Annotated in this window: 21 protein-coding genes; 6 read left to right on the top strand and 15 right to left on the bottom strand. The window is 69.8% G+C overall.

Features of this window, described 5'->3' with window-relative positions; translation table 11 throughout:
- The 10 genes from VIW71_RS19625 to fabD form a co-directional block, all read right to left on the bottom strand.
- Positions 1–2,673, bottom strand: a 2,673-nt coding sequence (locus tag VIW71_RS19625) for an FAD-dependent monooxygenase (RefSeq protein WP_331623670.1), incomplete at its 3' end; no start/stop codon positions are given.
- A 1-nt stretch (position 2,674) separates the two neighbouring features.
- Complete coding sequence (locus VIW71_RS19620) at positions 2,675–3,619, bottom strand: aromatase/cyclase (protein ID WP_331623669.1); 945 nt, start codon at positions 3,617–3,619, stop codon at positions 2,675–2,677.
- A 106-nt stretch (positions 3,620–3,725) separates the two neighbouring features.
- The gene (locus tag VIW71_RS19615) at positions 3,726–4,511 is read right to left on the bottom strand and encodes a 3-oxoacyl-ACP reductase (protein ID WP_331623668.1); all 786 of its coding nucleotides are present in this window, start codon (positions 4,509–4,511) and stop codon (positions 3,726–3,728) included.
- Between the two features lie 93 nt (positions 4,512–4,604).
- Positions 4,605–4,874 (bottom strand): acyl carrier protein, encoded by a 270-nt coding sequence (locus VIW71_RS19610; protein ID WP_331623667.1) that lies wholly within the window; start codon positions 4,872–4,874, stop codon positions 4,605–4,607.
- A gap of 62 nt (positions 4,875–4,936) precedes the next feature.
- Positions 4,937–6,154: a ketosynthase chain-length factor gene (locus VIW71_RS19605; protein ID WP_331623666.1), complete on the bottom strand. Its 1,218-nt coding sequence runs from the start codon at positions 6,152–6,154 to the stop codon at positions 4,937–4,939.
- A complete protein-coding gene (locus VIW71_RS19600; protein WP_331623665.1) occupies positions 6,151–7,407 on the bottom strand; it encodes a beta-ketoacyl-[acyl-carrier-protein] synthase family protein in 1,257 nt (418 codons plus the stop codon). The genes VIW71_RS19605 and VIW71_RS19600 overlap by 4 nt, the downstream gene beginning before the upstream one ends.
- A 68-nt stretch (positions 7,408–7,475) precedes the next feature.
- Positions 7,476–7,805: a TcmI family type II polyketide cyclase gene (locus tag VIW71_RS19595; protein WP_331623663.1), complete on the bottom strand. Its 330-nt coding sequence runs from the start codon at positions 7,803–7,805 to the stop codon at positions 7,476–7,478.
- A 197-nt stretch (positions 7,806–8,002) separates the two neighbouring features.
- The gene (locus VIW71_RS19590) at positions 8,003–8,896 is read right to left on the bottom strand and encodes a hypothetical protein (RefSeq protein WP_331623662.1); all 894 of its coding nucleotides are present in this window, start codon (positions 8,894–8,896) and stop codon (positions 8,003–8,005) included.
- A complete protein-coding gene (locus VIW71_RS19585) occupies positions 8,893–9,600 on the bottom strand; it encodes a response regulator transcription factor (RefSeq protein WP_414720786.1) in 708 nt (235 codons plus the stop codon). The genes VIW71_RS19590 and VIW71_RS19585 overlap by 4 nt, the downstream gene beginning before the upstream one ends.
- A gap of 175 nt (positions 9,601–9,775) precedes the next feature.
- Positions 9,776–10,741 carry an ACP S-malonyltransferase gene (fabD, locus tag VIW71_RS19580; protein ID WP_331623659.1) on the bottom strand — a complete coding sequence of 322 codons (966 nt, stop codon included), beginning with the start codon at positions 10,739–10,741 and terminating at the stop codon, positions 9,776–9,778.
- Between the two features lie 1,567 nt (positions 10,742–12,308).
- Here fabD and VIW71_RS19575 point away from each other — a divergent pair.
- The 5 genes from VIW71_RS19575 to VIW71_RS19555 all read left to right on the top strand — a co-directional run bounded on the left by VIW71_RS19575 (position 12,309) and on the right by VIW71_RS19555 (position 15,828).
- Positions 12,309–13,007 carry a hypothetical protein gene (locus VIW71_RS19575; RefSeq protein ID WP_331623658.1) on the top strand — a complete coding sequence of 233 codons (699 nt, stop codon included), beginning with the start codon at positions 12,309–12,311 and terminating at the stop codon, positions 13,005–13,007.
- Positions 13,004–13,213, top strand: a complete 210-nt coding sequence (locus VIW71_RS19570; RefSeq protein WP_331623657.1) for a hypothetical protein — start codon at positions 13,004–13,006, stop codon at positions 13,211–13,213. Before VIW71_RS19575 ends, VIW71_RS19570 begins: the two co-directional genes overlap by 4 nt.
- Positions 13,214–13,704: 491 nt before the next feature.
- Positions 13,705–14,595, top strand: coding sequence for an SIS domain-containing protein (locus VIW71_RS19565; RefSeq protein ID WP_331623654.1), 891 nt, complete (start codon positions 13,705–13,707; stop codon positions 14,593–14,595).
- Between the two features lie 42 nt (positions 14,596–14,637).
- Entirely contained in the window at positions 14,638–15,474 is an 837-nt protein-coding gene (locus VIW71_RS19560) for a class II fructose-bisphosphate aldolase (protein ID WP_331623653.1), read from the top strand.
- Between the two features lie 150 nt (positions 15,475–15,624).
- A complete protein-coding gene (locus tag VIW71_RS19555; RefSeq protein ID WP_331623652.1) occupies positions 15,625–15,828 on the top strand; it encodes a MarR family transcriptional regulator in 204 nt (67 codons plus the stop codon).
- 3 nt (positions 15,829–15,831) lie between these two features.
- Here VIW71_RS19555 and VIW71_RS19550 read toward each other — a convergent pair whose 3' ends face one another.
- Positions 15,832–18,051: an MMPL family transporter gene (locus VIW71_RS19550; protein WP_331623651.1), complete on the bottom strand. Its 2,220-nt coding sequence runs from the start codon at positions 18,049–18,051 to the stop codon at positions 15,832–15,834.
- Positions 18,052–18,165: 114 nt separating this feature from the next.
- Between VIW71_RS19550 and VIW71_RS19545 the strand changes: the two genes are divergently transcribed.
- Entirely contained in the window at positions 18,166–18,894 is a 729-nt protein-coding gene (locus VIW71_RS19545; RefSeq protein ID WP_331623650.1) for a TetR/AcrR family transcriptional regulator, read from the top strand.
- 155 nt (positions 18,895–19,049) lie between these two features.
- Here the strand turns inward: VIW71_RS19545 and VIW71_RS19540 are convergent, their stop codons facing one another.
- From VIW71_RS19540 to VIW71_RS19525, 4 genes are all read right to left on the bottom strand, one after another.
- Entirely contained in the window at positions 19,050–19,847 is a 798-nt protein-coding gene (locus VIW71_RS19540) for a DedA family protein (RefSeq protein WP_331623649.1), read from the bottom strand.
- Positions 19,848–20,030: 183 nt separating this feature from the next.
- Entirely contained in the window at positions 20,031–20,780 is a 750-nt protein-coding gene (locus VIW71_RS19535; RefSeq protein ID WP_331623648.1) for an SDR family NAD(P)-dependent oxidoreductase, read from the bottom strand.
- A gap of 477 nt (positions 20,781–21,257) precedes the next feature.
- Positions 21,258–22,547, bottom strand: coding sequence for a citrate synthase (locus VIW71_RS19530; RefSeq protein WP_331623646.1), 1,290 nt, complete (start codon positions 22,545–22,547; stop codon positions 21,258–21,260).
- A gap of 124 nt (positions 22,548–22,671) precedes the next feature.
- Complete coding sequence (locus tag VIW71_RS19525; RefSeq protein ID WP_331623645.1) at positions 22,672–24,894, bottom strand: ATP-dependent RecD-like DNA helicase; 2,223 nt, start codon at positions 24,892–24,894, stop codon at positions 22,672–22,674.
- Positions 24,895–24,951: the final 57 nt, after the last annotated feature.

Genomic DNA, 24,951 nt, shown 5'->3' with positions numbered 1-24,951 from the left:
CATCAGGCACCAGCGGTAGCCGATGGACTGCTTGGAGCTGTACTGGAGGCGGTCGGTGGAGACCCACTCACGCACCCGCTTGGCGCCCTCGAACTGGCGCTTCACCGCCGGGTACATGTCCAGGTACTTGTTGAACTCCTCGTCCGGCGTCATGTCCTTCGGCTTGGGGTAGACCCGCTCGTCGAAGGTGAGGCCGACGCTGCACACCGGGTTCTTGGAGCCCTCCACGTTGTTGAAGGGGATGATCCAGAACCAGCCGCGCTCGATGAGGTGGTGCAGGGTGCCGCCGTTCCACGGCGAGACCTTCGGCGGGCGCAGGCTCTGCGGGTGGTGGCTGACGTCGTCGAACGGCTTGACACCGATGTAGTGCGTGAACAGCGACCGCGAGTGGTGCTTGAAGCGGGCCGGCTGCTCGCGCAGTTCCATCTTCTCGGCCAGCAGCGACCGGAAGCCGGAGGCGTCGATCAGGTAACGCGCCCGGAAGACCTCGCCGTTCTGACCGGTCACGGTCACGCCGTCGTCGTCGAAGTCCAGGTCCGCGACGCGCCAGTTCTGCCGCGTCGTGGTGCCGTACTTGGCGGCCACGTGGAAGAAGTGGGAGTCGGTGTCCTGCCGGAACAGGTGGCTGGCCTCGGTGAGGATCTTCGGGATGACGAACTGGGTCGCCTCACGCGGGTCGGGCTCCTTGCCCACGTCGTGCTTGATGAAGCCGAAGGACTGCTTCTTACCGTGGAAGGGGCCGATGTTCTTCAGCACGGCCTTGACGTCCAGGAGGTGGTGCAGCTCGGGGATGTCGAACCGGGTGGCCAGGATGTGCAGCCACTCGATGAGCTGCGGGGTCATCGACTCGCCGATCGCCATCCGGGGGTGGGTGGCGGCGTCGACGAGCACCACGTTGGCGCCGTTGCGGGCCAGGATCGAAGCGCTCACCGAGCCCGCCAGGCCCGAGCCGACGATCAGGACATCGCAGTTCTGCACCTTGCTGGAATTCATGGCCGGAACGACTGCCTTGGCTTTGCTGGGCACGGAGGCGCCCCTCTCTGCTCGGGTTGGCGTTGGTGTGGGCGTTGCGTCGTCGCGCGGAGCCTCGGAGGTCGCGGCGGGCGCGGCTTCGGGTGCGGCTTCGGGCGTCGCGGCCCTGGGCGTGGCTGCCTCGGGCGCAACGGCTTCGGGCGTCGCCTCGGACGTCACGGATTCGGCCTGCTCGGCGCCGAACCAGCGCTTCACCGCCGGGGTGGGATCGGTCGCGCGGGCGACGGCCCAGGCGACATGGCCGTCCGGCCGCAGCAGCACCGACTTGGCGCCGTCCAGGACCGTGCCGGGCGCGGCCGTGGCCGGCACCACGTCCACCCGGCCCGCCCAGCCGGTGACGACGCGTTCGAGCTTGGCCCGCCGCCTGGCGTCGCCCGACAGGTCGAGCAGCACTCCGCGCCCGGACCGCAGCAGAGCCGTGGTGCTGGTCGGCCCGTCAGCGGTCTCCAGCTCGATGTGCGGTACGCGGGCGCCGGTCAACGGGTGGCCGTTGCGCTCGTACCGGATGTCCAGGCCGCTGATCATGCCCGCGAGGTGACCTCGTACCACCGGGATCCGCTCGATCAGCTCGCCGGTGGTGGCGCGGACCGACTCGACCTCCTGGCCGCCGAAGAGGATGACGGTCTGGGCCTCGATGTTGGCCAGCACCCGCCGTCCCACCGCGTGCCGTTCGGTGTGGTACGTGTCCAGCAGGCCGTCCGGCGCGCGCCCGGTGACCTCCGCGGCCAGCTTCCAGCCGAGGTTGACCGCGTCCTGCAGTCCGAGATTGAGCGCCTGGCCGCCGACCGGCATCTGCCGGTGCGCGGCGTCCCCGGCCAGCAGCACCCGGCCCAGGCGGTACGAGGCCGCCTGCCGGCTGGTGTTGCCGAACGCGTTGAGCCAGGTCGGCGTGCCCCCGCTGATGTCCTCGCCGGTGACCCGCGCCCAGACCTCGGCGATCTCGGCGAGCTCCGGGTCGCCGGAGCGCGGCCGTACCTCCCGGCCGAACTCGTGCACCATGACCCGGGTGACGCCGTCGCGGGTGGCGGCGATGGCCACGCCGCCGGGCAGCCGCTCGAAGCGCCGGTTGGGGATGTCCAGGCCCAGCACGTCGGCGCGCAGCAGCTCCTTGGTGGCGTCGGAGCCGGGGAACGCGAAGCCGGCCAGACCCCGTACCGTGCTCTCCTCGCCGTCGCAGCCGACCAGGTAGTCGGCGGTCAGCCGGGTGACGCCCTCGGGCGTGGCGACCTCGACCTCGACGCCGTCGTCGGTGGCGGTCAGGCCCAGCAGCTCGTGGCGGCGGCGCAGCTCCGCGCCGAGCCCGGTCGCCCAGGCCGCGAGCAGCGCCTCGACCGTGGCCTGCGGGACCTTCCACTGGCCGGGGTAGCGGGTGCTGGGCTCGCCCAGGTCCAGCGGGAGGCCGCCGAAGTGGCCCATCGGGTCGTTCGGCGGGGTGCCGAGGCTCTCCAGCAGGCCGCGCTGGTCCAGGATCTCCATGGTGCGGGCGTGCAGCGTGGAGGCCCGGGACTCGGTGGTCGGCTCGGCGAGCCGCTCCAGCACGATCACCTCGGCCCCGCCCAGGCGCAGCTCGCCGGCCAGGATCAGGCCGACCGGCCCGGCCCCGACGACGATGACCTGCGTGTCCTTGTCTGTACCGCCCATCTCACCGCCGGCCTTCCGCGTAGTCCTTGGCGTAGCCGAGAGTCGCGCGGCTGTTGGTGCTCAGCGCGTTCTGCACGAACGCCTTCGCCTCCGGCACTCCGGCGTCCTCGCCGAGGATCTTGGTGATGTTCGCGGTGTTGAGCACCACGGTGTGCTGCGAGGTGGCGTTGAGGCCGTCCCCGTCCTCCTCGAACAGCCAGTAGCCGGTGTGCAGCGTCATCAGCGCGGGCACGGTGATCTGCTTGTAGACGATCCGCTGGTGCGGGAAGGTCACCCGGACCGACTTCGTGGTGTGCGACGAGCCGTCCTTCGTGAGGGTGTCCATCTCCAGGATCTGCAGTCCGGGCGTCTCCTCCTCCAGCGAGACCCGGGCCACGTGCGGCAGCCGGTCCTTCCACAGGTGCGCCTCGTTGATGAAGTCGTAGACGTCCTTGGCCGAACCGTTGATGCGTACCGTGTCGGCGAAGGAGAACAGCAGGTCCTCGGAGGAGACGGCCAGTTCGACGTTGGTCTTCAGCGCCGCCAGCTCGGACCGGCTGTTGCGGTCCACCGCCTCGTCGATCCACTTCAGGTCGTCGGGGTCGTCGTCGATGGCCCGGTAGTCGTGCAGCAGCCGCACCCGGGACTCGCCGGCCGCCAGCGGCTCGATGATCCAGGTGCCGCCCATCGCCGCGACCGGCGGGGCGGAGACCTCCTGGCGGAACTCGATCCGCAGGTCGGAGGGGTCCAGTACCCGGCGTGAGGTCCAGTTCTTGGCCGTGCCGTTGGCGGTGGCCCAGATCCGGATCCGCTCCTCGTTCTCGGACCGCTCGACGTGGTCGACGTAGACCGTCGGCGGGAAGATCCGCGGCCAGTTCTCCACCTCGGCGATGAGCCGGTAGACCGCGTCGGCCGGCGCGCTGATCGTGATCTCGTGTTCCACCTCACGGTGGCCTGTCTGCGTCATGCTCGTTCCCCTCACGCGAGTTACGCGGGTGGCTGCCTTTGGGTGCGGTGGGCGGTGGGCGCTGCGCGGTGGACCGTTGCGCCGGTGGGCGGCGGTGCGCCCGATGTCAGAAGTTGCCGAGGCCGCCGCAGACGTTGATGGCCTGCGCGGTGATCGAGGCGGCGGTGTCAGTGGCCAGGTAGCCGACCAGACCCGCGACCTCCTCCGGGGTGGAGTAGCGGCCGAGCGGGATCTTCGACTGGAACTTCTGCAGGATCTCGTTCTCGGAGGTCGAGTACGCCGCCGCGTAGCCCTGCCGGACCCGCTGTGCCATCGGAGTCTCGACGTAGCCGGGGCAGACCGCGTTCACGGTGATGCCGGTCGGGGCCAGCTCGTTGCCGAGCGCCTTGGTGAAGCCGACCACGCCGTGCTTGGAGGCGGAGTACGGCGCGCCGAGCACGACGCCCTGCTTGCCCGCGGTGGAGGCGATGTTGATGATGCGCCCGCGGTCGCGGTAGCGCATCCCGCCGGTGTTCAGCACCTCGCGGGTCATCAGGAAGACGCTGTTGAGGTTGGTGTTGACGACGTCGTACCAGAGTTCGTCGTCGATGTCGGCGGTGACGCCGCCGCCGCTGCGGCCCGCGTTGTTGACCAGGACATCCACCGGGCCGAACCGCTCCACGGCGGCCAGCACGAACGCCTTGATGTCGGTCGGGGACTTGACGTCGCAGGCGCTGCCGTCGATGTCCAGGCCCTCGGCCCGCAGTTCCTTGACCGTCACGTCCACGCTCTCCGCGGTGCGCGCGCAGATGAAGACCTGGTGGCCCTGGGCCGCCAGGTTCCTGGTGACGGCGAGTCCGATTCCGCTGGTGGCCCCGGTGACGAGAGCGACCCGCTGCCCTTGTGTCGACATGCCTACTCCTCCGACTCGTGTCCCTTGACTGCTGGTCGGTGCCGCCGCCGCTCCTCGGGAGCGCGGCGGCGGCACCGTGTGGGCGGAGCCAGCTCAGGCCGCGTGCTCCGCGGCGAGCTGCTCGTTGACGACCGCGAGCAGGGCACGCGGCGTCTCGGCGACGGTGATCGTGGTGTCCTCCAGCTCGATCCCGTGCTCGCGCTCGATCCGGCTGCCGGTCTCCAGCAGGGCCAGCGAGTCGTAGCCGAGGTCCTCGAAGGTCAGGTCGAGGATGTCGCCGTCGAGGTCGATTCCCTCTTCCTCGCCGGCCGCTTCGCGCAGGATGCGCTTGAGGTCATCGATGGTGAGTTCCATGCCGGCCATCTCGGTCCCTTCTGGTGTGGTGGGGTGGGCCCGCCGGACGGGTGGCTCCGGCGGGTCCGGTTTCACTCGGCGACGCGGCGCACGACCATCGCGGAGTTGAAGCCGCCGTAACCGCGGGCGAGCACCAGGGCCGCGTCGACGGTGGCCGTACGGGCCTGGCCGGTGACGAGGTCGAGGTCGTACTCGGGGGCAGGGGCGACATTGGTGGTGGGCGGGATGACCCCGTCCCTGATCGACAGCAGCGCGGCGGCAGTGTCGAGCGAGGCGGCGCCGGAGTACAGCCGGCCGGTCATCGTCTTGGGCGCGGTGACCGGCACCCCGCGGGGCCCGAAAACACCGCTGATCGCGGCGGCCTCGATCCGGTCGAGCTCCGGTACTGCGGCGGCGTCGGCGAAGACCACGTCGATGTCGGACGGGGCCAGCTCGGCGTCGGCCAGCGCGATCTCGATGGCGCGCTTCAGGCCGGGCTCCCGGCCGCTGCCCGGCCGTGGATCGAACGTGGATCCGTACCCCGCGATCTCGCCGTACACCTTGGCGCCGCGGGCCCTGGCGGACGCGGCGTCCTCCAGGATGAGCAGCGCCCCGCCCTCGCCGGGGACGTACCCGGTGGCGTCGGCGGCGAACGGGCGGAAGGCCACGTCCGGGTCGTCGCTGGTGCTCAGCCGCCCGGCGGCGATCTGGGCGATCCAGCCCCACGGGCAGATCGAGCCGTCCACCCCGCCGGAGACGATCAGCCGGCTGCCCTTGCGGATCTGCCGCCGTGCCTGCGCGACGGCGTCGAGGCCGCCCGCCTGGTCGGAGACGACCACCCCGCTGGGGCCCTTCATACCGTTGCGGATCGAGATCTGACCGGTGTTGACCGCGTAGAACCAGGCGAAGGACTGGTACGCGGAGACGTACTGCCCGCCCTTGCTCCACAGCTTCTGCAGCTCGTTGCCGCCGAACTCGAAACCGCCCGAGGAGCTGGCGGTGACGACGCCCATGTCGAACTGCTCCCACTCGTCCGGCGTGACGCCCGCGTCCTCCAGCGCCCAGTCGGCGGCGACCAGGGCAAGCCGGGTCATGTGGTCGGTCTGCGGGATCAGCCGTCCCGGCAGGTGGTCCACGGCCACGAAGCCGGGCACCTCCCCGGCGAGCTTGGCGGGGTATCCCTCGGCGTCGAACCGCTTGACCGGTCCGATGCCGCTGCGTCCGTCCCGGGTCGCGGCCCAGAACTCCTCGGTGCCGAGCCCGTTGGGCGCGGTCACCCCGACTCCTGTGACGACCACCGAGGTACTCACGCGACCCTCCGCAGCACCATGGCGCTCTGGAAGCCGCCGAAGCCGCTGCCGACCGTGAGCACGGCGTCCGTCCGGTGCTCCCTGGCCTTGAGCGGTACGTAGTCCAGGTCGCACTCCGGGTCCGGCTCGTGCAGGTTGGCGGTCGGCGGGACCAGGTTGTTCTCGATGGCCAGCGCGGACGCGGCGATCTCGATCGAGCCGATCGCGCCGAGCGAGTGCCCGACCATCGACTTGATGGAGCTCATCGGGGTCCGGTAGGCATGGTCGCCGAGGATCCGCTTGACCGCCGCGGTCTCGTGGCGGTCGTTCTGCTTGGTGCCGGAGCCGTGCGCGTTGACGTAGTCGATCTCGTCGGCGTTCATCTTCGCCTCGCCCAGGGCGGTGCGGATGGCCTCGGCCATCTCCAGGCCGTCGGGGCGCAGTCCGGTCATGTGGAAGGCGTTGGACCGGGTGGCGTAGCCGGCGATCTCGCAGTAGATGTGCGCGCCGCGCGCCTTGGCCCGCTCGTACTCCTCCAGTACGAACATGGCCGAGCCCTCGCCGAGCACGAACCCGTTGCGGGATTTGTCGAACGGCCGGGAGGCGTGCTCCGGGTCGTCGTTGCGCGAGGTGGTCGCCTTGATGGCGTCGAAGCAGGCCACCGTGATCGGGGAGATCGGGGCGTCGGTGGCGCCCGCGATCATCACGTCGACGCTGCCCTCGCGGATCAGCTCGGTCGCGTAGCCGACCGAGTCCAGGCCCGAGGTGCAGCCGGTGGAGACCACCGTCGCCGGGCCTTCGGCGCCGGTGGCCCAGGCCACCTCGCTCGCGAAGGAGCTGGGTACGAAGTAGTCGTACAGGTGCGGTACCGCGTACCGGTAGTCGTTGAGGTCCAGCCGTCCGCCGTCACTGGTGACGCGGTACTCCTGGTCCAGGCCCATCGTGGCGCCGACGGCACTGCCGACGGTCACTCCGGTCCGGTACGGGTCCAGGTCGGACGCCTCCAGCCCGCTGCCCGCCAGCGCCTCGGCCGCAGTGACGACCGCGAACTGCGCGGCCCTGTCCATGCGACGGATCTCCTGCGGGCTCAGTCCCTGGGCCTCCGGGTCGAAATCGACCTCGGCCGCCACGCGGGAACGGAACGGGGTGGGATCGAAAAACGTGATGCCTCTTGTCGCGGTCCGGCCGTCGCTCAGCAGACTCCAGAAGTCCTTCACGCCGACGCCCCCCGGCGCCACGACCCCTATGCCGGTTATCACCACTCGCCGTCCCATGTGGACGCCGCTCCCTTCGGGATTTCGGGTTTCCTGAGTTGTCCGGACGCCTTCGGGCAGCCGAATCGTCACTCAGACTTGGACCAGTGATAGAAACGGGTGGCCATCGCGTCCTTCGGCGAACGCCATGTCGCCGGGTTGTAGGCCTCGATGTACGGCTTCAGGTCGTCGCTGACCTGCACGAACAGCGGGTGGTTCTTGGTCTCTTCGATGGTCGTGTTGCCGGCTTCGGTGTCGAAGTCCTGCAAGTGGAAGTAGAGGCCGTTGTAGGAGAACAGCTCCCGGCGGCGGGTGCCCATCAGGTGGGGCATCTCGGTCCGGTCGAATTCCCCGAAGATCCGGGCCACTTCCTCGGCGGATTGCGGCAGCATGCGCGCCACGATCAAGGTGCTGTGCATCGTTGGCTCCTTGTGACGGACCGCAGGACGGTCGGGAACTGCTGGGCGGAGGCCCGGGAATGCCGGGCCGGGGCGCGGGCCCGGGAATGCCGGACCGAACGCCGACCGGGAACTCCGGGGCGGAGAGCCGGGCCATCCGGCCCGGGGCATTCCGGGCGGGGGTCCGGGGCATTCCGGCGGCGGGCGCCGGTCGGGCGTCAGCCCTGCCGGGACCGCTCGGCGCGGCGGCTGAAGCACTCGTGCGCGTCAGCCTCCGAGTAGTAGGTACGGCCGGACCGGTGGTGCCGGCGCCAGCGCTGCTCACTGGCCAGCCGGTAGACGGTGCCGACCGGGGTGTTCCACAGCCGCGAGATGTCGGTGGCGGTCAGCCAGCGGTCGGCGGCTGCCGCGGGGGCGGCGTCGGCCGCCTTCGCCGTACCGGCCGTACTCGCGGTGCTCGCCGTGTTCGCGGTGCTCACGCCTCCGATGAGGCGGCGGAGCTGCGTCCACTGGTGTCCGGCCCAGACGTGCAGCGGATCGGCGTCGCACCGTACGGCCGGATGTGAGCCCGGTACGCCGACCGGCACCGTCCCGAACAGCCGGCCGTCGCAACCGGGCTCCACGCACGCGCCGAGGGCGATCCGGCGGACCTGCTCGGGATGGGCCACCCGGCGGGCCTTGACGACCAGCCGGGCCACCTCACGGGTGGCCTCGGCGGCGGCCGGGTGCCCGGCGAGCCAGTCCGTGTGCCGCAGCAGGAACACCGAGAGCGTGCCGATCGTGCGCTGCGGCGGCGCGACCCGCCGTTCCTGCGCCACCAGGCCGCTCCAGGCGCCGAGTACGCCCATGATGGCGGCGCGTGCCTCGGCTGCGGCGGCGTTGAACGGGGCACCGGGCAACGGGCCACCGGAGGTCCGCTCCCGCAGCCCCTTGACGGACGCCCCGCCGAGCACCTGCTCGCAGTCCCGGTACAGGTCGGGCAGTTGCCTGATGCCCAGCGTCAGCCGGCGGTGGCAGGCGCCGCACAGCCGGTACCCGGCCGCGGTACGCCCCGCCGCACGCCCACCCGCCTCCCGCACCCGGCACTCGTGGCCCTCGCAGGTGCCGGTCATGCCGTGCTTCCGGACTGCGTGGCGGACGGGTTGCCCAGGCCCAGCCGGAAGCCGACACCGCGCACGGTGACGATCCACTCCTTGGCGCCCAGCTTCGTACGGAGGCTGCTGACGTGGGTGTCGACCGTCCGCCGGGACCACGTGTCACCCCACACCTGCTGCATCAGCCGCTTGCGGGTGATGACGATGTCCGGGTGGGACGCCAGCAGGTACAGGACGTCGAACTCCTTACGCGTGACATCTATATGACGTCCACTCAGCCGAACCTCCCGCGAACCGGCGTCGATCCGCAGCGGGCCGCAGGAGACGACCCGGGCCGAGGCCGGCTCGGGGCGGGCGCGGCGCATGACCGCGTCCATCCGGGCCATCAGCTCGCGGAAGCCGTACGGCTTGACGAGGTAGTCGTCGGCCCCGGCCTGCAGGCCGAGCACCCGGTCGAGTTCGGTGCCCCGGGCGGTGACCGCGATCACCGCCACGTCGCAGACGGACCTGATGCTCCGGCAGACCTCCAGGCCGTCCAGGTCGGGCAGGTCCAGGTCGAGCAGCACCAGGTCGGCGTCCTCGTACAGTTGCAGGGCCGCGCCGCCGGTCGCCACCGAGACGACCTCGTGCCCGTGCCGCCGCAATCCCCTGACCAGGGACTCGGCGTCGTCCGCGTGCGGCTCCACGACGAGCACCCGCCAGCTCACGGACGGTCCGGGCACCGCCCGTACCTGGTGCGCGGTACGGGTCGCGGCGCGCGGGACATGTGCGGACAGAGCCGGGGCTGGTGTATGAGGCTTGAGAACGTCTGTCTGACTCATGGGTCCGCCCTTTGTGACTGCTCAGGTCCCCGCTGACGGCCTGGGCCTGATCGCTTCCGTGGACAGTTCGCCGACGTCAAGAACCCGAGTGGTCCCCCGCGAGGGAGAGCGCGTCGAGAGTCGATGCACACTGCCGCGAATCGAACGTGGCGTACACCTGGGCCTTGGGGGCGATACGGCGGCACAGGCCGCCCAGCACCTTGCCGGGGCCGATCTCGACGAACCGCCCCACACCGTCTGCCGACATCCGGCCCACGGTGTCCGTCCAGCGCACCCGGCCGGTGAGCTGGCGCATGAGCACCCGCCTCGCCTCGGTACCGCTGGTGACGGGTTCGGCGGTGACGGAGGAAATCATCTCGATGGCCGGATCACGGAATTCCACCTTTTCCAGGGCCGCCGAGAACTCGTCCTCGATCTCGCTCATCAGGCTGCAGTGGAAGGGCGCCCCGACCTCCAGCGGGACCGCCCGGCGGGCGCCGGCGTCCCGTGCGGCGGTCATCACCCAGCGCACCGCCTCGGCCTGACCGGAGACCACGACCTGTGTGGGCTCGTTGTCGTTGGCGATCTCGACGATCTGCCCGGTGCCGGTGGCCGCCTGTGCGCAGATCTCCTCCACGTCGCCGATGGGCAGTCCGAGTACGGCCGCCATGGCGCCGGGGACGCGTTCGTTGACGCCGGCCATCAGCCGGCCGCGCAGCCGTACCAGCCGCAACGCGTCGGTCCAGCCCAGCACGCCCGCGGTGACCAGCGCGGTGTACTCGCCCAGGCTGTGCCCGGCGACGGCATCGGGTGCCAGGCCGCGCCGGCGCAGCACTTCCCAGGTGCACAAACTGGTCAGGAAGATGGCGGGCTGGGTGATCGACGTGTCGCGAAGGGACTCGGCGGGTCCCTCCCAGCACAGTCGAGACAGAGGAAGGCCGAGGATCTCGTCAGCGGTGCGGTAGTAGGTGTCGATCAGTGCCGGATGCTCCTCGGCGAGATCGAAGCCCATGCCCACACGCTGCGAACCCTGGCCCGGGAAGACGAAGCCGATCCTGTCCATACGGCCGCAGGCTCCTTCCGGCCTTTCGCGGTGCCCGGCTGGTTTCAGGGTGAAAGCTCGACATCGAGCCCGAATCAAGCCTTGAACAAGTCTGAATCCCGGATGCGAAAGCGCACATCCGGCTCAGGGGAAAGGCTCGACAAGAAAGCTCAAGCGAAGCTCAAGCCATGTACAGGTGAAGTACAAGCGACGTACAAGCAGGTTCAAGCGACACTCACGGAAGCTCGCGTGAAGCTCAAGGAGGCGCTGAGAAACTCAACAGATGAGAAACCCCGTGGCGGCAAGGCGCTCACGGGGTGGGAATGATCTCAAGGTGATCTTGGCGTCCGATACCGTGCGGGCCCGGGACCTGCGGTGGATCTTTACCGGGGCCCTGCTCCGCGGCTGCATCCGGGCATACCTCGGCCGCCGAAAGTATCGTGACAGTCCCCTGCGGCGGATGTCAACTTGCCCTGGCACTCAGCGCGTTCGCCCAGTTCAGCGGCGTCGCAGCGGAGGCACACCTCCACCCGGGGCCGGCGGCACCCCCCGTAATCGTGCGACACCCGGGCCATCCCCCATAACAACACCGCATCGGTGAGCATTTCGGAACACTCCGGACCCCAATAGCCCACTGCTGACGTGGCGTCAGAACCGGATTGCGTCCTCACTCGACCATGGTGTCACGCAAGCGTGTAGCTAATTTTTACGCTGCGCATTCACACCTGTGCCCCCCCGGTCAGACCAGCGTTCGGCCAGATCACCGCAGGTAGACCGGGTGTGGACGGCCCCCGGGTTTGCATGTATCGTCGCCTGCCAAACGCGAACATCCGAAGGCTGCTAGCCGGTGCATGACTCGGGAGCGGGGGTTCCGGATCGTTATGAACACGGATTTAACGCGACAGACCCAACAGGACTCATCGTGGCCACCAGGGCGATTCCCATCGCCGGTATCCTCGCCATCACGGCGAGGCACATCAGACACAGTTGATGAGTCCTTCACTCATGGGCGCAGCAGGAGCGTTTTTCGAGGTCACCACTCGGTGACCGCGAGTAACCCGGCTCCTTCGGCGGCCCCGGGCCAGGTCCGGGACGCCGTCTTCACCACCCGCGTGGTACGGACGAAGAGGTCCCGCCGCGGCGAAGCCACGCCACACGCGCGCCCGCAAATCTCCCACACAGGCGCCATCTCCTCTCGATGCACGCCCCCCTGAGGGGCACGGCGGCGGGCTTGCGGAGCCGCGCCGCCGCGGGCAGTTCAGATCGCTCAAGACGGTCGGCCTAGCCCTCGCCGACCGGTCAGCACGGCGTTCCACCGGTCCAGGCGTAGCACCACGTCAGATTTGCGCGTTCCCCCGCCTGGAAGTACGTCGACAGGTTCCGGTTCAGCGGTGACCACTGATGGGCGCGATTCAGCCATCAGAAGGAGCCGACGCACGGTCATGTCCTGACAAGACGTCGCTCACCTGCACCGATGACGTCTTGTCGCATGTCCGCAACGGGGCTGCATCACCAGGTCATCCAGATGATCAACGAGCTCGCTCTGCGACAGCCACCCTCCGACATCATGACCACCAGGTGAGACGACATGAATTCAACTCTGTGTGTGGGACACAAATGCGGCAGCCTGCCGCACGGCTCGCGACCCCGTCGCACCGCGGCCCCCGGGCTGCGCCTCTGCACCACGTGCTACCACGACCTCAAGGCCAACCTGATCGAGTTGCCCGAGATCTACGACGACTGCGAGTCGGTGCTCCACCCGCGGCGCAACCCCACCCTCCAGCGGGTGAGCGGCAGCCGGCAGTCGACGGGCATACGGTTGGACGAGGCGGCGATCACAGCCCGTTCGAGCATCATCGGGTTTCTGGCCTCCTGGGCGGCGCTGGTCGCCGACGAGCGCCCGGTGAACAAGCCCGCACACCGCAGCCCCGGCACTCTGGCGGACTTCCTGCTCGCCCATCTCAACTGGCTCCTCGCCCACCCGACGGCTGCGGACTTCGCCGAGGAGATCTCCGAGATCACGCACCACGCACGGCGTTCCGCTTACACGCAACCCGCACTCCGGATGGATCTCGGCCAGTGCATTCACACCGATTGCAACGCGGCCATGACTACGGCTCCTTCGACCCGCGACGGCCGTCGTACCCGCGAAGTGAGCTGCACCGCCGGCCACAGCTGGCAGCCGCACCAATGGCTGCTGCTTTCCCGTCAGATTCAGCAGACGCGACACGGTCGTGGCTCCGCCGGTACGGCGACCCAAAAGCAGCGCCCGGAGGGCGCGGCATGAATACGCCACCGCGTAATAGGAGTCGGCTGGTTCCGACCCAACTGGCCGCGCTGGCCGCGGGTGTTTCGGAAGCCACTATCAGAAAATGGGCCAGCCGCGGGAAGATCACTCGCTACGGCAGCCCGGGGCGCGCGCAATACGATCTCGACGAGCTGCTGGAACGGGTGGCCGGGAAAACGGACCCGCCCCCGCCCGTCGAGGAATGATTCGTTCCCCGCAGCGGGATTTACATGATCGGTGAACAGTGGGGAGCCCTGCCTGCCGCGCCCGGAGCGGAGGCGGGGGCTTCTCGCTGCCCGCGGCTCCCCCCGCGCCCGGCCTGCCTGCCGGACCCGGCACGCCTGCCGCTCGCTCGGTGCCTGGAGCGCCCTCCGCGTCTTCCGCACCGGGAAGGCGGACTCGGTCGGCGACATGAGGGGCTCCTCTCAGCGGGATCGGCCGTGATCCGTACACCGCGCGTTCACCACTATGAGTGATTCCGGTATGCCGACTGTGACAGTGCATTCGGCAGATGTGAGCCACGCCTCACGCAGGAGGAGTGGCGGTCGGGCTCCCGGGCGGCGATCTCGGCCTGGAGGGTCGTGCTCATGTATGCGCGTACGGCGCTCGTTTCGATCAAGTCCACTCACTAAACTGGCGGCAGCAGCAGCGCGGCGCTCCGGCACTCCGCGTTCGCCGGTCGATGTGAGGAGTACCGATGTCCGCGTCCCTGACCACCACCGAGATCGCGACGCAACCCGAGTGCTGGCAGCGCGCGGTCGAACTGATCCCGGCGGAGGGCGGGAAACTGCCGCGGCGCGGTGAGCGCGTGGCGGTGATCGGCTGCGGCACCTCCTGGTTCATGGCGCAGTCCTACGCGGTGCTGCGGGAGAGCGGCGGGCACGGCGAGACGGACGCCTTCGCCGCCTCGGAGTTCCCCTTCGGGCGCCGGTACGACCGGGCGCTGGCCGTCACGCGGTCCGGGACCACCACGGAGGTGCTGCGGACGTGCGAACGGCTGCGCGGCGCCTCGGTGCCGGTGACGGCGATCACCGCGGACCCGCACACCCCGGTGATGGACACCGCCGGCGAGGTCGTCGTCCTGGACTTCGCCGACGAACAGTCCGTCGTACAGACCCGGTTCGCCACCACCGCGCTGGCGCTGCTCCGCGCCCACCTCGGCGAGGACCTGACCGCGGCCGTGTCCGACGCCCGCAAGGCGGCCGAGGACGAGGTGAGCGAAGTAGCGGCGGCTGCCGAGCAGTTCACCTTCCTCGGCCGCGGCTGGACCTACGGGCTCGCGCAGGAGGCCGCGCTCAAGATGCGCGAGGCGGCCGGGGCGTGGACCGAGGCGTACCCGGCGATGGAGTACCGGCACGGCCCGATCAGCATCACCGGCCCGGGGCGCGTCGTCTGGTCCTTCGGCCCGCTCCCGGAGGGCCTGTCCGAGAACATCGCCGAGGCCGGCGGCCACCTGGTGACCCGCCCGGGCACGGACCCGCTCGCCGACCTGATCCGGGCCCAGCGGCTCGCGGTCACCATCGCCGAGGCCAAGGGGTACGACCCCGACCGCCCGCGCAACCTGACCCGCTCGGTCATCCTCCCCTGACACCGCTTCGGCAGCCCCACCCCGCACCGCCCGAGGAAACCCATGCCTGCCGCCACCACCGCCCCACTGATCACCGCAGCCCGCACCTCGGGCCGGGGCATCGCCGCGTTCAACGTCATCACGCTGGAACACGCCGAGGCGATCGCGACCGCCGCCGAGCAGACCGAGCTGCCGGTGATCCTCCAGCTCAGCCAGAACGCGGTTGCGTTCCACGGCGGCCGGGTGGAGCCGGTACTCGCCGCCGCAGCGGCGGTCGCCCGTGGCGCGGCCGTCCCGGTCGCCCTCCACCTGGACCATGTCGAGGACGAGGAACTGCTGCGCGCGGGCGTCGCGGCCGGGATCTCCTCGGTGATGTTCGACGCCTCGAAGCTGCCCTACGAGGAGAACGTCAAAGCCACCGCCCGGATCGCCGACTGGGCGCACGCCCGCGGCGTCTGGGTCGAGGCCGAACTGGGCGCCGTGGGCGGCAAGGACGGCGCCCACGACCCCGACGTCCGCACCGACCCGGCCGAGGCGGCTGCCTTCACCGCCGCCACCGGTGTGGACGCGCTCGCCGTCGCGGTGGGCAGCTCGCACGCCATGACCGAACGCACCGCGCGCCTGGACCTGGGCCTCATCGCCCGCCTGCGCACCGCCGTCCCCACCCCCCTGGTCCTGCACGGCTCCTCCGGCGTGCCCGACGAGGAACTGCGCCGGGCCGTCATCGCCGGCATGGTCAAGGTCAACATCGGCACTGCCCTCAACATCGCCTACACCAACGCCGTCCGCGACCACCTCACCGCCCACCCCGCCACGGTGGACCCGCGCCGCTACCTCCGCCCCGCCCGCGAAGCGATGACCGCCACGGCGGCGCACCTGCTGCGGGTCGTCGCGGGCTGAGCGGCGAACGGTTACCGATCGCCGCGTTTGTCACCGTCACGCGGGTTCCGTGTCACAGGAGATCAACAACCCGACGCGGTCACGGTCCGCCTCTCGTTGACGGAGCAAGGGTGCTGACCAACGGCCCCCACCCGTTTGGAGAGGTGCATCATGACCGACCGGACCCTGTGGTCGTACGCGGACATCGCAGCACACATCCGCGTGCAGGTGGACACCGTCCGCTCGTACCGCAAGCACGGGCATCTGCCGGAACCCGACGTCGTCGAGGGCGGCAAACCGTTCTGGTACGCCGACACCGTCCGGGCCTGGAGTGCCCGGCGGCCGGGTAATCGCAGCCGCCGGGCACCCGGGTGAACCTCAGTGCCTGGCGGCCGGTTCGGGTTCCCGCCGCTCGTCGAGGTGCGGAGCCTCGGTGCTGCCGCTCGCCGCGTCGCCGCCGCCTTCGGATATGCCGAACCGCTCGTGGAACCTGCGCAGCGCCGGCGGCGCCCACCAGGTGGCCCGCCCGGTCAGCCGCATCACCGCGGGGACCAGGAGAGTGCGCACCACCATGGCGTCCATGAGTACCGCCAGTGCGATGCCGAGCCCGAGCATCTTGGTGTTCGCCACCCGGGAGGTGCCGATCGCGACCATCACCACGGCCAGGATGACCGCCGCCGCCGTGATCAGTCCGCCGGTTCGCTTGAGGCCGAAGACGATGGACGACTGGTGCTCACCGGTCCGGTCGTACTCCTCCTTGATCCGCGAGAGCAGGAACACCCCGTAGTCCATGGACAGTCCGAAGGCCACGCAGAACATCAGCACCGGCAGGGTGGTCTCTATGCTCCCGGTGGCGGTGAAGCCCAGCACTCCGGCCAGATGACCGTCCTGGAAGACCCACACCACGCTGCCGAACATCGCAGTCAGGCTGAGCGCGTTGAGCAGGACGGCCTGCAACGGGATGATCGCGCTTCCGGTGAGAAGGAAGACGAGGAGCAGGGTGACCACGGCGATGATCCCGGCCGCCCAGGGCAGTTTCTCGGCGATGGCGTGCTTGCTGTCCACCAGCACCGCCGCCTGCCCCGTCACCGAGGCGCGGAAGTCGGCCGGCACCGCGCGGATCTCCTTCACCAAGCTCTGAGCCCCGGAGTCCACCGCCTCCCCCTTCGGCAGCACCGTCACGTAGGCGGCGTCGGAACCCGGAGCGGTGAAGGGGCCGTCGACCCGCGCCACACCCGGCAGTGCCTCCACCCGGCGGTCGAAGCCGGCCAGTTGGGCGGAGTCCGCGCCCTCTGCCAGCACGGTGATCGCGCCGTCGGGGCTGCCGGGGAACTCCGCCCGGATGTGCTGCTGCACCACATGTGCTTCGGCCGAGGCGGGGAGTTGCCGGTCGTCCGCCGTACCGAACTTCACCTGGAGGAAGGGCAGTCCGAGCAGGAGCAGTCCTACCACGCCGCCGACGGCGAACAGCGGGGCCCGCCGCATCACCAGTCGCGCGAACCGCGCATAGCCCGCGCCGGGATCCTTCGCCTGCCCACGTCGCAGAATCTTGCGCAGATCCAGCGCGTTGACCCGGTTGCCGAGCAGCACCAGCGCGGCGGGCAGCACGATCAGCGCGGCACCGGCGGCAAGCAGCACAACAGCGATCCCCGCGTAGGCGAAGGAACGAAGGAAGTACTGCGGGAAGACCAGCATCGCGGAGAGCGAGGCCGCCACCGTCAAGGCGGAGAACAGCACGGTCCGCCCGGCAGTGCGCAGCGTCACCCCCACCGCCGCCTGCGGGGTGAGGCCGGTCGCGAGTTCCTCGCGGAACCTGCGCACGATGAAGAGCGCGTAGTCGATCGCGAGGCCGAGTCCCAGTGCGGTGGTGAGGTTCTCCGCGAAGACCGAGACATCGGTGAACTCGGTGATACCGCGCAGCACGGCACTGGTGCCGAGGATCGCCACGATGCCCACGCCGAGCGGCAGGAGCGCGGCCACCGCGCTGCCGAAGACCATGACGAGCAGCAGCAGCGTGACGGGCAGCGCGATCATCTCGGCGCGTACCAGGTCCTCCTGGATGGTGGTCTGCAACTCGTGGCGGACCGCTGCGGATCCGCCGATCGTCACATCGACCGGCCCGTGCTGGCCACGGTAGGCGGGCGCTATCCGCTTCACCTCCTTTGCCACCGCGTCGTCGTCACCGCGCAGCCGGGCGGTGATCATCGCGGAGCCGCCGTCCTTGGCGCGCAGCACCGGCGCGTGCGTGCTCCAGTAGGAGGTCACGCCGGTCACGTCCGGGTCCGCGGCGAGCCTGCGGGCCAACTCCCGGCCCTGCGCGGTCACGGCGGCGCTGTCCACGTCGGCGCCGCGGGCGTCGACCAGCAGCACCACATTCGGCTGAGAGCCGGGGAAGTGCCGGGCGAGTGCGTCCGCCGCGTACGAGGACTCGGAGTCGGGAGCGGCCCAGCCGCCGCTGGCGAGCCGGTCGGCCACTCCGCTGCCGGCGGCGACTGCGAGGGCGGTGAAGAGCAGGGCAAGCAGCAGCGTCAGCCGCGGTCTGGCGGTAACGGTCCGCGTCCAGCCCCGCACCGGGCCTTCCCGGTTGACATCGGACATGTCACAGGTGTCCTCTCCCCATAGCACGACATAAAATAGAAACACGAAGGGTCACTCGCGTTTTCTAGAATGCGAGGGATCGCTCGCGTTTGTCAATCCTTCCTGGGAGTCAATGTGTCCGAGGCGGACGAGAGGCCACGCCGCCGGCAGGCCCGCGGCGAGCGGCGTATCGCCCAGTTGTTGCAGGCGGCGGCCCGGGTCTTCTGCACGCTGGGCTACACCGCGTCCAGCACGAGCGCGATCGCCCGCGAGGCGGGCGTCTCGCCCGGGACGCTGTACCAGTTCTTCCCGAACAAGGAGGCCATCGCCGTCGAGCTGAGCACGCAGCTGATCCAGGAGATGGAGGCGACCCACGGCCGGGTCTTCACCCCCGAGAACGCCCGGCTGCCGCTGGACCGGCTGATCGACGCGGTGACCGACCCGTTCATCGAGTTCAACGCCGCCCACCCGGCGATGCTCGCGCTGATCAAGGGCCCGGACGCGCCGGGCAAGGTCACCGAGGACCACGACGTGCTGCACGCCGCGCTGCTGGAGCGCGTCACCGAGCTGCTGGCCGTCCGAAAACCGTCCCTGTCGAACGCCGAGCGGGCGCTCGTCGCGCAGATGTCGTTCGCGACCTTCAAGACGGGACTCGACCTCGTCGCCCAGCACGAAGGCGAACGTCGCTCGGCCTATGTGCGGGAGCTCAAGAGCATGCTCTACCGCTACCTGGCACCGTACGTCGGCACCGAGGCAGTGCCGGAGAACCCAGTGGAGTCGGACGGGTCGGGAGATGTGGCGGGGTCGGCGGCAGCGGCCGAATCGGGCGCTCCCACGGGAGCCACTGCGGCCTCCGGGCACTGATCACAGCGTTGCGGAAGCCTGACGTGGGGGCCGGACACGGTGGCGACGGTGCCCGGCGCGCGTGCCACGCCGACGGGAACCCGGCACACGTGCGACATGGGCCGGACGCCGCTTCTGTACGCCCGTGATGCCGGACACCGCGGCTGCTCACGGCGTTACTTGCCGTGCCGCGCCATCGGGCAGGGATACGTTTTGCCGTCCGTCTCCGGAGACGACAACGGCGGCCCGATCGTCGGACCGCCACCTGCTGCCGGTGCCGCCGCAGCGCTTTCGCCCGCCAGGGACGTGGCCACCACAGCCGAAGGCCGGATGACGGCGCCCGGGCCCCGCGGTTGCCGCCGGTCCCGGGCACGCGACACCCACTGCGCCACCGTGCCGATCCCGGCCACCAGCAGGGAGATGCCCAGGCCCAGCGTGAGTGCGTAGAAGGAGTTCGAGGCGGCTCGGCCGCTGACGTACCCGGCGCCCACGGAGTAGGAGGCCCAGACCGCCTCCGCCACGCCCGCGCCGACCGCGTACCGCCGGGCCGGATACCGCACGATGCCCGCCGCCAAGCCGCCGATCACCCGGCCGCTGGGCAGAAAACGTATTCCTATGACAAACGGCACTCCGTGCCGCTGGATGCGCAGTGCCGCCCACCTCAGCAGGGCGGTCTGGCGCGGACGGCGCCGCAGCCGGGCCAGTACGCGGCTGCTCAGCGCGTGGCCCGTGCGGTGGATCACCAGGTCGCCGAGGACCGCGCTGCCGGCCACCACCAGGAGGACGAGCGCCAGGTCGAGCCGGCCTTCGGCTGCCATCACCCCGCCGGTCACGAGCAGCACGGCATTGGGCACGAGCGGCGGAGCCGTCGTCACGGCCAGCAGCGCATACGCCCATATGACATGCCCACCCCGCAGGTACTCAGCGAGACCCGAGGTGAAGTCAAGTGACGACACACTCAGTGCAACGTCCATCCCACCACCCGTCTTCCCGCCCCGGACCTCCACGCTGACAGCGATGGGCGGGGTGCGGCAAGCAGCTTTCCGGCGGATCCGGGAACTCCCTGGGAATTCCCAGGGAAACTCATCCTGTGGGCCCCCTCGCTGTACTCCCCGCGGAGTACCGGTCCCGACAGCGGTCCTGGTCGGCGCCGCGGTTCAGCGGCCGAGCAGCTCCCCGCCGTTGCACTGAAGGATCTCGCCGGTGATGAAACCCGCCTCGGGTGAGGCGAGGAAGAGCACGGCAGCTGCCACGTCCGCGGGGCGGCCCACCCGGCCTACCAGAGTGCGGCCCGCCCTCCGGGTCAGTTCCGCGTCGTTGAGCCGCGAGCCGAAGAACTCGGTGCCCGCGACCGTGCCCGGCGCCACGATGTTGCAGGTCACGCCCTGGGGGCCGAGCTGGGCGGCGAGTGAGTGGTTCCAGGCGTGCAGTGCGGCCTTGGACGCGCCGTACGAACCGCCGCCACGCAGCGCCGCCACGGACGTCACCGTCACCACCCGGCCGGTGTCGGTGGTGAAACGGTCCCGCAGAGACTCGGTCAGCAGCACCGCGGTCAGCACATTGCGCTCGAAGTCGCCGCGCCAGCGGGCCAGTACACCGTGCGGACCTGCGCCGACGGCGAGTTCCCGGCTGCCCGCGTTGTTCACCAGGACGTCCACCCGCTCCGGAAGCTGCGGCAGCGCGAACTCCACGTCGTCGGGATCGGCGAGGTCGCAGACGACGGGGGTGACGTCCAGGCCGCGCTCGGTGCGCAGCTCCTCAGCGGTGGCGTGCAGCACCTCGCGGCGACGGCCGACGATCGTGACGCTGTGGCCGTCCTCTGCGAACCGCGTCGAGATGGCCCGCCCGATGCCCGTGCCCCCGCCGGTCACCACGATGTTGCGGAAAGGTGTCCCGTTGTCTGCCATGTTCTCCGCCCCTCGAGAAGAGACAGCACGCTACGGGATCGTCCGCGAACGGCTGCGGGCGGGGTAGCCCGCCACCGGCGGGCCGCTGTGAAGCCACCCGCCATGGAGAGACGTAGATCACATGCATTCGAAGGTAACCATTACCGTGGTTCGCGGGTCTTACGTCTTGAGCACCGCAGTTCCGGCATCGCCGGTGGGGGTTGTGGTGCGGGCCGTCTTGGGGGACGGCCCGGTCGAGCGTCGCCGGGGCGACGTCCGGGGAGCTTTGAGCGGCCCTCCCGGCCTTTTCGTCCCGGCCACGGCGCAGCCGCCGCAAACGCCCGGTTCGGACCCGTGGGGGGATCCGCGCCGGGAGACGGGAGCGCCCCGTGCCGGACCCGTGGGGGGATCCAGCGCGGGGCGCTTCTTCGCTCAGGAGCCGTCCGCGAGCCGACGGCCGGGGGTACGTCCCGCCCGTCACCCGGCCGTACGGAACGCTCAGCGAGCCTCGACCGGTACGTAGTCGCGGGTGACGGTGCCCGTGTAGATCTGCCGCGGGCGGCCGATACGGGAACCGGGCTCCTTGATCATCTCGTGCCACTGGGCGATCCATCCGGGCAGCCGACCGAGCGCGAAGAGCACGGTGAACATGCTGGTCGGGAAGCCCATCGCGCGGTAGATCAAGCCGGTGTAGAAGTCCACGTTCGGGTAGAGCTTGCGCGAGACGAAGTAGTCGTCGCTAAGCGCGTGCTCCTCCAGCTTGAGCGCGATGTCGAGCAGTTCGTCGGACTTGCCGAGCGCGGAGAGGACGTCGTGCGCCGCCGCCTTGATGATCTTCGCCCGAGGGTCGAAGTTCTTGTAGACGCGGTGCCCGAAGCCCATGAGCTTCACGCCGTCTTCCTTGTTCTTGACCTTGCGGATGAAGGAGTCCACGTCGCCGCCCTCGGTCTGGATGCGCTCCAGCATCTCCAGCACCGACTGGTTGGCGCCGCCGTGCAAGGGGCCCCACAGCGCGCTGATGCCCGCCGAGATCGACGCGAACTGGTTGGCCTGCGACGAACCCACCAGCCGGACGGTCGAGGTCGAACAGTTCTGCTCATGATCCGCGTGCAGAATGAACAGCTTGTCCAGCGCGCTGACCACCACCGGGTCCAGCTCGTACTCCTCAGCCGGCACAGAGAACGTCATCCGAAGGAAGTTCTCGACATAGCTGAGATCGTTGCGGGGGTAGACCACGGGCTGGCCGACGGACTTCTTGTACGCGTATGCGGCGATCGTCGGCAGCTTGGCGAGCAGCCGGATGGTGGAGAGGTGGCGCTGCTCGGGGTCGAACGGGTTGTGGCTGTCCTGGTAGAACGTCGACAGTGCGCTGACCACGGAGGACAGCATGGCCATCGGATGCGCGTCACGCGGGAAGCCGTCGTAGAACCGTTTGACGTCCTCGTGCAGCAGCGTGTGCTGGGTGATCTCGCCCTTGAACTCCGCCAGCTCGTCGACGGTCGGAAGTTCGCCGTTGATCAGCAGGTAGGCCGTTTCCAAGAACGTACCGCGCTCGGCGATCTGCTCGATCGGGTAGCCGCGGTAGCGCAGGATGCCTTCCTCGCCGTCGAGGAAGGTGATCGCGGACTTGTAAGCCGCGGTGTTGCCGTAGCCGCTGTCCAGGGTGACCAGACCGGTGTCGGTACGCAGCTTGCCGATGTCGAAGCCCTTGTCGCCGACGGTGCTGTCCACAACCGGGTAGGTGTATTCGCTGTCCCCGTACCGCAGTACTACAGAGTTGTCGCTCACGTCATTCCCTCACCGACGGTGTTGCCTCTTCTTCGAGGTGCCCTGACTACGTCCACTGTCCCCCATTTGGCGCTCGTGCGTGCACTCGGGGTCGACCATCGGGCCGAAAAGTGGCACTGAGTGCCTATTTTGCGCCCAGGGAGAGCCGATGGTCGAGAGCCGTGAAGCGCTTCCCTGCGGAAACCGTGCGGACCGCCTGGCCGATCGCCCGGCGTGAGCCGACCAGGACGACCAGCCGCTTTGCCCTGGTGACAGCGGTGTAGAGGAGGTTGCGCTGGAGCATCATCCAGGCACCGGTGGTGACGGGTATCACTACCGCTGGATACTCGCTGCCCTGCGAGCGGTGGATCGTCACCGCGTACGCGTGGGTCAGCTCGTCCAGCTCGTCGAAGTCGTAATCGATCTCCTCGTCCTCGTCGGTGCGCACGGTCAGCCGCTGCTCGACCGTGTCGAGTGCGGTGACCACTCCCACCGTGCCGTTGAAGACGCCATTGGCGCCCTTGTCATAGTTGTTTCTGATCTGAGTGACCTTGTCCCCGACCCGGAAGGTGCGGCCGCCGAAACGGCGCTCGGGCAGGTCGGGGCGGGCGGGGGTGACGGCCTGCTGAAGCAGCCCGTTGAGCACACCGGCGCCGGCCGGGCCGCGGTGCATCGGGGCGAGCACCTGGACGTCCCGCCGCGGGTCCAGGCCGAATTTAGCGGGAATCCGCCGGGCCACCACGTCCACGGTGAGCCGGCCTGCCTCCTCGGAGTCCTCCTCGGGGAAAAGGAAGAAGTCGGGCAGCCCCTGGGTCACCGGCGGCACTCCGGCGTTGATGCGGTGCGCGTTGGTCACCACCCCGGACTGCTGAGCCTGCCGGAAGATCCGGGTCAGCCTTACGGCCGGGACGGGGCTTCGCGGGGCGAGCAGATCCCGCAGCACCTCACCTGCACCGACACTCGGCAACTGGTCCACATCCCCGACGAACAGCAGGTGCGCACCCGGCGGCACCGCCTTCACCAGCTTGTTCGCCAGCAGCAGGTCCAGCATCGACGCCTCGTCGACCACCACCAGGTCGGCGTCGAGCGGCCGGTCCTTGTCGTACGCCGCATCACCGCCAGGCTTGAGCTCCAGCAGTCGGTGCACCGTGGACGCCTCGGCGCCGGTCAGCTCCGCCAGACGCTTGGCGGCACGGCCGGTCGGCGCGGCGAGCACCACCTTGGCCTTCTTGGCCCGGGCCAGGGCCACCACCGAGCGGACGGTGAAGGACTTGCCGCAGCCGGGCCCGCCGGTGAGTACGGCGACCTTCTCGGTCAGCGCCAGCCGCACCGCCTGCTGCTGCTCCGGGGCGAGGTCGGCGCCCGTCGTCTCGGCGAGCCAGGCCAGCGCCTTGTCCCAGTCCACGTCCCGGAACGCGGGCAGCCGGTCCTCCGGGCCACGCAGCAGGCGCAGCGTCTGGGCAGCGAGCGATATCTCCGCGCGGTGGAACGGCACGAGGTAGACCGCCTTCACCGGCACGTCGTCTCCGTCCGGGGCGGGCACCTCCTCCAGTACCACCCCCTCCTCGTCGGCCAGTTCGCCGAGGCAGTCGATGACCAGGCCGGTGTCCACCTGGAGCAGCTTCACCGAGTCGGCGATCAGCCGCTCCCGCGGCAGGAAGCAGTTGCCGCTGTCGGTGGCCTGCGAAAGGGCGTACTGCAGGCCCGCCTTGACCCGCTCCGGGCTGTCGTGCGGTATGCCGACCGCCTGGGCGAGCCGGTCCGCGGTCAGGAAGCCGATGCCCCAGACCTCGGCGGCCAGCCGGTACGGCTGGTTCTTCACCACGGAGATCGAGGCGTCCCCGTAGGTCTTGTAGATCCGCACCGCGATGGACGTGGAGACGCCCACCCCCTGCAGAAAGACCATCACCTCCTTGATCGCCTTCTGCTCCTCCCACGCGGCGGCGATCAGCTTGGTCCGCTTGGGACCGAGTCCCGGTACCTCGACGAGGCGCTCGGGCTCGCTCTCGATGATGTCCAGCGTGCCGGTGCCGAAGTGGTCGACGATGCGCTCGGCGATCCGCGGCCCGATCCCCTTGATCAGCCCCGATCCCAGGTAGCGCCGTATTCCCTGGATCGTGGCTGGTAGGACCGTCGTGTAGTTCTCCACCGTGAACTGCTTGCCGTACTGCGGGTGCGAGCCCCAGCGGCCGTGCATCTGCAGGGATTCGCCCGGCTGCGCGCCGAGCAGTGAGCCGACCACGGTCAGCAGGTCTCCGGAGCCACGGCCGGTGTCCACCCGCGCGACCGTGTATCCGTTGTCCTCGTTGGCGTACGTGATCCGTTCCAGGACGCCTTCCAGCACGGAAAGGTGCGGTGTCTCCCCCATGCCCCGCCTCCTCTCCGGCTCCGGTGTCGATCTGCTCCGAAGGTACTCGCAGCCACG

The organism is Streptomyces sp. (assembly GCF_036524955.1).
In the GTDB taxonomy this organism is placed as follows: Bacteria; Actinomycetota; Actinomycetes; order Streptomycetales; family Streptomycetaceae; genus Actinacidiphila.
The sequence above is the reverse complement of the archived record's forward strand: the minus strand, read 5'-3'. Positions and strand labels throughout refer to the sequence as shown.

What these genes read in the sequence shown, in the direction of transcription:
- VIW71_RS19620 (WP_331623669.1), bottom strand. Translation starts at nt 3,619, where the DNA reads ATGACGCAGACAGGCCACCGTGAGGTGGAACACGAGATCACGATCAGC.
- VIW71_RS19535 (WP_331623648.1), bottom strand. Translation starts at nt 20,780, where the DNA reads ATGGCAGACAACGGGACACCTTTCCGCAACATCGTGGTGACCGGCGGG.
- fabD (WP_331623659.1), bottom strand. Translation starts at nt 10,741, where the DNA reads ATGGACAGGATCGGCTTCGTCTTCCCGGGCCAGGGTTCGCAGCGTGTG.
- VIW71_RS19575 (WP_331623658.1), top strand. Translation starts at nt 12,309, where the DNA reads ATGAATTCAACTCTGTGTGTGGGACACAAATGCGGCAGCCTGCCGCAC.
- VIW71_RS19555 (WP_331623652.1), top strand. Translation starts at nt 15,625, where the DNA reads ATGACCGACCGGACCCTGTGGTCGTACGCGGACATCGCAGCACACATC.
- VIW71_RS19540 (WP_331623649.1), bottom strand. Translation starts at nt 19,847, where the DNA reads ATGGACGTTGCACTGAGTGTGTCGTCACTTGACTTCACCTCGGGTCTC.
- VIW71_RS19560 (WP_331623653.1), top strand. Translation starts at nt 14,638, where the DNA reads ATGCCTGCCGCCACCACCGCCCCACTGATCACCGCAGCCCGCACCTCG.
- VIW71_RS19595 (WP_331623663.1), bottom strand. Translation starts at nt 7,805, where the DNA reads ATGCACAGCACCTTGATCGTGGCGCGCATGCTGCCGCAATCCGCCGAG.
- VIW71_RS19600 (WP_331623665.1), bottom strand. Translation starts at nt 7,407, where the DNA reads ATGGGACGGCGAGTGGTGATAACCGGCATAGGGGTCGTGGCGCCGGGG.
- VIW71_RS19565 (WP_331623654.1), top strand. Translation starts at nt 13,705, where the DNA reads ATGTCCGCGTCCCTGACCACCACCGAGATCGCGACGCAACCCGAGTGC.
- VIW71_RS19525 (WP_331623645.1), bottom strand. Translation starts at nt 24,894, where the DNA reads ATGGGGGAGACACCGCACCTTTCCGTGCTGGAAGGCGTCCTGGAACGG.
- VIW71_RS19590 (WP_331623662.1), bottom strand. Translation starts at nt 8,896, where the DNA reads ATGACCGGCACCTGCGAGGGCCACGAGTGCCGGGTGCGGGAGGCGGGT.
- VIW71_RS19570 (WP_331623657.1), top strand. Translation starts at nt 13,004, where the DNA reads ATGAATACGCCACCGCGTAATAGGAGTCGGCTGGTTCCGACCCAACTG.
- VIW71_RS19615 (WP_331623668.1), bottom strand. Translation starts at nt 4,511, where the DNA reads ATGTCGACACAAGGGCAGCGGGTCGCTCTCGTCACCGGGGCCACCAGC.
- VIW71_RS19610 (WP_331623667.1), bottom strand. Translation starts at nt 4,874, where the DNA reads ATGGCCGGCATGGAACTCACCATCGATGACCTCAAGCGCATCCTGCGC.
- VIW71_RS19550 (WP_331623651.1), bottom strand. Translation starts at nt 18,051, where the DNA reads ATGTCCGATGTCAACCGGGAAGGCCCGGTGCGGGGCTGGACGCGGACC.